Below are 6,124 nucleotides of genomic sequence, written 5' to 3'. Positions count from 1 at the left end.
CACGAAAAAATCCTGTTTGCGACCGATGAGAAGACCGGCCTCAAGGCCATCATCGGCGTGCACTCCACCGCAACCGGCCCCGGCGCCGGCGGCTGCCGCATGTGGTCCTATCCCAGCTCGGCCGAAGCGCTGGAGGATGTTCTGCGCCTGTCCCAGGGCATGAGCTACAAGAATATCATGGCCGGCCTGCCGATCGGCGGCGGCAAGTCCGTGATCATGAAGCCGGAAGGCGATTTCGACCGTAAGGCGCTGTTTGAAGCCTTTGGTCGCGCCGTTGAAAGCCTCGGTGGCCAGTACATCACGGCGGAAGATGTCGGTGTCAGCCCGGCCGACATGATGGCCGTGCGCTCCTCGACCAAGAATGTGGTCGGCCTGCCGGAAGGCCAGGCGGCAACCGGCGATCCGTCCCCGGTGACCGCTGAAGGCGTGTTCCGCGGCATGAAGGTCTGCGTTGAGCGCGGCCTCGGCAAATCCGACCTGTCCGGCGTTCGCGTCGCGGTGCAGGGCGCGGCCGGTCATGTCGGTGCCTATCTTTGCGGCCATCTCGCTGAAGCCGGAGCTGAGCTGTTCATCACCGATATCAACGAGCCGGGTCTGAAAGAGCTGGAAGCCAAGCATGGCGCCAAGATTGTCGGTCTCGACGACATTTATGCGCTTGATGTCGATGTCTTCGCACCGTGTGCCCTGGGCGCCGTGATCAATGAGGACACGATCGACCAGATCCAGGCCAAGATCATTGCCGGCGCGGCCAATAACCAGCTCAAGACCCGGGCCATGGGTGCCGAGCTGCAAAAGCGCGGCAAGATCTATGCCCCGGACTACGTCCTCAATGCCGGCGGTATCATCAATGTGATGAGCGAGATCGGTATCGGCATCATGGGCAAGCCGGCCAGCGATTATGATAGCGGCTGGGTCGAGAACAAGCTGGTGGGTCTGGAAAACACCCTCGGCGAAATCCTCGACATGTCCGACAAGGAAGGCCGTCCGTCCAACCTGATCGCCGACGAGGTCGCACGCAACCGTATCGAGGATGCGCGCTCCGGCAAGGTGATGGAAAACGCCTAGGCGCGCTTCATTCCGCCAGGAATTGCAAAAGCCCCGCTCGATCGAGCGGGGCTTTTTCTGTTCTGGGTCAGGCGGATGGTGTCTCTGTTTTGCTGTCCCCGGCGAGGAGATAGACTAGGCATCCAAGGCTGCCGAGATAAGCCGCATTGTTGGCGAATAGAAGCATGAACGCGCCAAACATCTCCGACCCGGCCTCGTCGCGCGCGAATGCGGCAAACAGGGTCTGCATCCCGACCGCGCCGATGATCAGGAAGATCAGCGGCGGCACAGCCCAGAGCCAGGTTTTGCCCCGGTCCCGTAGCCGACGCGCGACACTGGCCGCGACCATCATAACCAGGATGGCGCAGATCAGGCCCAGTGATCCGAACAGCCAGCCGAAATTGGGCATGAGGTCGGGATGGAACTCGTGAATGATAATGGTCTTGCTGCCCGGCTCTTCGATGATCGTCGCCATTTCGGGGTTGGCTATCGCGAACGCTTCGGCGCGTACGAAAGACGCGAGGAACTCCGGAATCCAGGCCAGCATAAGGCCCAGGAAGCTCAGTCCCAGTAATACACCGGCGTAGGGCCAGAACTGGTTTTTGGTATCTTGTCCGGAGAAGTTCGTGAGGTTGCGCAGATTATGTATGACGGACGCAATCATGGTGTTGGTCAGACCCCCGGGGCAGCGACACAGCTCGTTTCGTGCAGGCTAGCCCTTGGGTGAAATATGGGCAAAGGCCGTGTCCAGCTCTAGCCCGGTCCGGTCACCCGCCCTCAGGGCGCTGGCGGCTGGCGCATTGGCGCGCCATAACGAGCCGTCATTGGCTTTCAGGCTCAGCTGTCGCTCTGATCCGGCATAGCGGCTCTCAACCACCTCAAATTCATCGCCGTCGATTGCGCATAAGCCTGCCGGGCGGATGATGACGTCGACCGGCGTGTCTTGGCCGAAGCCATCGCAGGCCAGGGGGCCGAACGGGGTCGTTACCTCGCCCGTCTCGACCCGGCCCTCAAGAATGTTTGCATCGCCGACCAGACGCGCCGCGGCGGCGCTGACTGGTTTGAACCAGACATCCTCCGGCGTACCGGTCTGGACGATGACCCCGTCGAGCATGAGGGCCAGCGTATCGGCAGCATCGAGGGCTTCCTCGGCGTCATGGGTAACGATCAGCGCGGCTGCGCCGGCGGCCTTGAGGGCGGCAACCGTGCGGGCGCGCACAGCCCCGCGCAGGCGCCGGTCGAGGCCGGAGAAGGGTTCGTCGAGCAGAACCAGGGCCGGTTCGGGCGCCAGGGCCCGGGCGAGGGCAACGCGCTGCTGCTCGCCGCCGGACAGTTCGTGCGGGAATTTGCGGGCCTTTTCGCCCAGCTCGGCCGCATTCAGCTGGGCCAGCGCGCGCGCCTTTCGGTCGGCGCCTGTGAGCCCGAAGGCAACATTGTCGAGCGCATTCATATGCGGGAAGAGCGCATAGTCCTGGAACACCAGACCGACCTTGCGCTGTTCCGGGGCAAGATGCGCTCCGGCTCCACTCCACAGCGTGTCGCCAAAGCGGATTTCGCCGGCATCGAGCCGTTCCAGCCCAGCAATGGCGCGCAGCAGGGTGGACTTGCCGCTTCCCGACGGGCCCAGCAGGGCGGTCACGCTGCCGGGCGCCAGATCAAGATCGGCGCCTTTCAGTGCGGCATGGTCGCCGGCAAAGGTGCGGCAGGCACCGCGTACCGTCAGATCAGTCATCACGCTCCCCGGACATCGCGCCCTTGGAGAGGTAGCGGGCCACGAGCGCCATGGGAAGCAGGGCGATCAGCGTGATGGCGAGGGAGGGCAGGGCCGCCTCGCCGAGACGTTCGTCCGAGGCGAAGTTGTGGGCGGTGACGGCGAGGGTATCGAAATTGAACGGGCGCAGGATCATCGTCGCCGGCAATTCCTTGAGCACTTCGACAAACACCAGCAGCCCGGCTGCCGCCACACCAGAGGCGATCAGGGGCCAGTGCACGCGCCGCAGAAGGTTCCAGCCGCTGGCACCGAGCGTACGGGCGGCGCCATCCAGCGTCGGGGTGACCCGGCCCAGCGCGCTTTCGGCCGGACCTATGGCCGCGGCGGCAAAGCGGGAGAGATAGGCAAAGATCAGCGCTCCGGCGCCGCCGGTCAGCAGGATCGGGAAGACCTCGCCGGTCAGATTGCGCCAGACGGGGTCAAGCCAGCCCTGGATGCCGGAGAGGATGGCCAGCACGCCGACCGCCGCGACGGCCCCGGGCACGGCATAACCCAGTCCGGCCAGGCGCGCCGCGCCGGTGGCGATACGGCCACGCGTGCGCAGGGCATAGGCGGTGAGCAGGCCAAGACCGGCCGCGATAACCGCGCTGGTGCCGGCGAGGAAAAGCGAGTTCAGCGCGGCGTCCAGAACGTCTGGCGTATAGGCGGCGTGTAGCGCCCGCCAGCCCAGTCGCGCCAGCGGGATGATCAGGCCGAGCAGAAGCGGCAGCAGGCACAGCGCCAGAGCCCCCAGGCCGCTCCAGCCGGTCAGGCTGAGTGGTGGGGCCGGGCGGTGACGCCCGGAGGTTGCGCTGGTCCGGGCCCGCTGGCGCTGGGCGCGCTCGAGCGAGAAGATGAACAGCGCGATGACGACGAGCACCAGGGAGAGGCGGGCGGCATCAAGCAGAGATCCGGCGCCGGACCAGGCCCGGATCAGTCCGATCGATAGCGTTGGTGCACCGAGATGGCTGACCGTGCCGTAATCGGCCAGGCTCTCCATCAGGACCAGCGCCAGTCCCGCCGCGATGGCCGGGCGCGCCATCGGCAGGCTGACGCGGGTGAAAGCGCGCATCGGGCTCGCACCGAGCGACCGGGCGGCATCAACCGCATCCGCCGACTGCGCCGCAAACGCGTCGCGGGCGAGCAGATAGACATACGGATAAAGGACCAGGGCGAACATCAATCCGGCGCCCCAGGCACCGCGAACGGTCGGAAACAGGCCCGCAGTCGCGACATCGAGCGGCCCGCCGGCCTGACTCAGGTCCAGCCAGGCATAGGCGGCGACATAAGCCGGCATGGCCAGGGGCAGGACCAGGACCCAGGAGAGAAGTCGGCGCCCGGGAAAGCGGCAGCGGGCGATAAGCCAGCCCAGCCCGGTACCGATCAGCCCGGCACCAGTCGCGGCGATCAGCCCGACCTGGGCGGACGTCAGCAGATAGACCGGCAGCCGTGTCTGGGCGAGATGGACGAGGTAGTCGCTGGCACCGCCGGACAGGGCGATCCAGGCAACCGCCAGAATCGGCGCCGCACACACCAGGGCAGCCAGCACGGCAAAGGGTGTCAGTGCCGGACGGGCTGCCTTAACGGTGCGGCTGGAACTCACGGCCAGTCGACGCGGTCAAAGACGCGCTGGGCGGCGGCGTTATTCTCGCCCAAGGCGTCAATGGCGATGCTGTCCGCGGTGAAGGGCAGCATGCCTGCGAGCACGTCATTATCCCATTGCGTGTCCGCAATGACCGGGAATTCATTGGTCATTTCAGCGAATTTGCGTTGCGAGTCGGCCGCGAGCAAATACTCGATGAAGATCCGCGCCTCTTCCGCATTGGGGGCATTGGCGGCGATGCCGGCGCCGGAGATGTTGACGTGCGTACCGGTCGTGTCCTGGTTCGGGAAGACCAGCGAGGACGCCGCAGCGACAGCGCGGTCGGCCTCATCATTCGAGCGGGCCATCATGGCGTAATAATAATGGTTGGTGATCGCCACATCACACTCCCCCGCCGCAATACCGCGCAGCTGGTCGCGGTCGCCGCCTTGCGGTTCGCGCGCCAGGTTGGCAGCGATGGCTGCGGCCCAGGCTTCCGCGGCCGCTTCGCCCTCATGGGCGATCATGCCGGCCAGCAAGGACTGGTTATAGACATTGCCCGAGCTGCGCACGCAGATGCGGCCGGCCCAGCGCGGGTCGGCGAGGTCGGCATAGGAGGTGATCTCACCGGCTTCGACACGATCATTGGAATAGGCAATGACCCGGGCGCGGCTGGCAAAGGCGATCCAGTGACCATCGGGGTCGATCATATTGGCCGCGACACCCTCGATATCGGAGAAGTCGCTGACTGCGAACAGGCCGGCTTCCTCGGCGCGGAAGAGGCGGGCCGCATCAACGGTCAGGATGATATCGGCCGGGCTACGCTCGCCATCGACGCGGACGCGCTCGATCAGCTGATCGCCGCTGGCCTGCAGCACGTTGACTTCAATACCGGTGGCTTCGGTGAAAGCGGCGTAGACGGCTTCGTCGCTGGCATAGTGACGGGCCGTATAGAGGTTTACCGAGCGGGTTTCGGTTTCCTCACCGGACGGGGCAGGCTGGCTGCAGGCAGTCAGGGCCGTTGCGGCGGCAAGGGCGGGAATCAGAAAGCGCATTTGGGGTCCAATCGGTCTGTTTCGCCGGATGGATGCCATTATTGAGAATGTTTCGCAAGTATCGCGGACAGGAAAGCCGTGCGGCATAGCGTCCCGCTTCGCCGGAGCGTCGACATCTGGTTGCGAATTGAGGTGGAAATGGTGGGCGATACTGGGATTGAACCAGTGACCCCCTCGGTGTGAACGAGGTGCTCTCCCGCTGAGCTAATCGCCCGGAATTCCGGAAAGCGGCTTAATACGCATGGCCTTCCGACGGGTCAACCACATGCGGGAGTTGAAGCGCATCTGCATTTCATCTTGGGTGCGACAACTTGACACACCTTCATGCTCTCGTCATATTCCGCCCGCGCCTATATCACCCCGCGCACACCGGGGTGTCCCGAGGCGTGGGCCCCGAATTCTTCCGGATAGGAAATCAATACCGGCCGAAGCTATTCCCGGCCGCGTAGGAGGTTTTGTTGATGAGTAACGATCTGTGCACGCCGGATGGCGCGCGTCGCCTGAAATCCCGCATTGAAGCCTACTGGGCAGAGCGTGGCTATGATGTCTCTGTCGACCTGGTCGATGCGGGCTTCATGCCGGCAATGCGCTCGGCTCGTACCGACGTTCGTTCGAACCTGGTGAACGGCATGCCGCCGCGCCCGGCGAATGACCAGGGTCGCGAGCGCCGCACGGCCTAAGCAGACCCGCCCC

General features: G+C 64.8%; 6 protein-coding genes and 1 tRNA gene. 2 read left to right on the top strand and 5 right to left on the bottom strand.

Translation table 11 applies throughout. The annotated features are described in order from the left end of the window. Positions 1 to 9: 9 nt before the first annotated feature. The gene (locus tag Q1V57_RS04360; protein ID WP_366145075.1) at positions 10 to 1,065 is read left to right on the top strand and encodes a Glu/Leu/Phe/Val dehydrogenase dimerization domain-containing protein; all 1,056 of its coding nucleotides are present in this window, start codon (positions 10 to 12) and stop codon (positions 1,063 to 1,065) included. A 67-nt stretch (positions 1,066 to 1,132) separates the two neighbouring features. On the opposite strand, the gene Q1V57_RS04355 is transcribed toward Q1V57_RS04360, so the two are convergent. The 5 genes from Q1V57_RS04355 to Q1V57_RS04335 all read right to left on the bottom strand — a co-directional run bounded on the left by Q1V57_RS04355 (position 1,133) and on the right by Q1V57_RS04335 (position 5,645). Beyond that, positions 1,133 to 1,708 carry a DUF805 domain-containing protein gene (locus tag Q1V57_RS04355; RefSeq protein WP_300527925.1) on the bottom strand — a complete coding sequence of 192 codons (576 nt, stop codon included), beginning with the start codon at positions 1,706 to 1,708 and terminating at the stop codon, positions 1,133 to 1,135. Positions 1,709 to 1,756: 48 nt separating this feature from the next. Continuing rightward, complete coding sequence (locus Q1V57_RS04350) at positions 1,757 to 2,776, bottom strand: ABC transporter ATP-binding protein (protein WP_300527922.1); 1,020 nt, start codon at positions 2,774 to 2,776, stop codon at positions 1,757 to 1,759. Further along, positions 2,769 to 4,397, bottom strand: a complete 1,629-nt coding sequence (locus Q1V57_RS04345) for an iron ABC transporter permease (protein ID WP_300527919.1) — start codon at positions 4,395 to 4,397, stop codon at positions 2,769 to 2,771. Before Q1V57_RS04345 ends, Q1V57_RS04350 begins: the two co-directional genes overlap by 8 nt. Beyond that, entirely contained in the window at positions 4,394 to 5,431 is a 1,038-nt protein-coding gene (locus tag Q1V57_RS04340) for an extracellular solute-binding protein (protein ID WP_300527917.1), read from the bottom strand. Before Q1V57_RS04340 ends, Q1V57_RS04345 begins: the two co-directional genes overlap by 4 nt. Before the next feature lie 139 nt (positions 5,432 to 5,570). After that, positions 5,571 to 5,645: transfer RNA gene (locus Q1V57_RS04335), tRNA-Val, on the bottom strand. 247 nt (positions 5,646 to 5,892) lie between these two features. Between Q1V57_RS04335 and Q1V57_RS04330 the strand changes: the two genes are divergently transcribed. Continuing rightward, positions 5,893 to 6,111, top strand: coding sequence for a phosphoglycolate phosphatase (locus Q1V57_RS04330; protein ID WP_300527915.1), 219 nt, complete (start codon positions 5,893 to 5,895; stop codon positions 6,109 to 6,111). The last annotated feature ends 13 nt before the right edge of the window (positions 6,112 to 6,124 follow it).

This window comes from Maricaulis sp., from assembly GCF_030149425.1.
In the GTDB taxonomy this organism is placed as follows: domain Bacteria; phylum Pseudomonadota; class Alphaproteobacteria; order Caulobacterales; family Maricaulaceae; genus Maricaulis.
This window is presented reverse-complemented; position numbering and strand designations above follow the sequence as displayed.

Excerpts from the sequence above, each read along its gene's own strand:
- Q1V57_RS04355 (WP_300527925.1), bottom strand. The coding sequence starts at position 1,708 with ATGATTGCGTCCGTCATACATAATCTGCGCAACCTCACGAACTTCTCC.
- Q1V57_RS04350 (WP_300527922.1), bottom strand. The coding sequence starts at position 2,776 with ATGACTGATCTGACGGTACGCGGTGCCTGCCGCACCTTTGCCGGCGAC.
- Q1V57_RS04340 (WP_300527917.1), bottom strand. The coding sequence starts at position 5,431 with ATGCGCTTTCTGATTCCCGCCCTTGCCGCCGCAACGGCCCTGACTGCC.
- Q1V57_RS04330 (WP_300527915.1), top strand. The coding sequence starts at position 5,893 with ATGAGTAACGATCTGTGCACGCCGGATGGCGCGCGTCGCCTGAAATCC.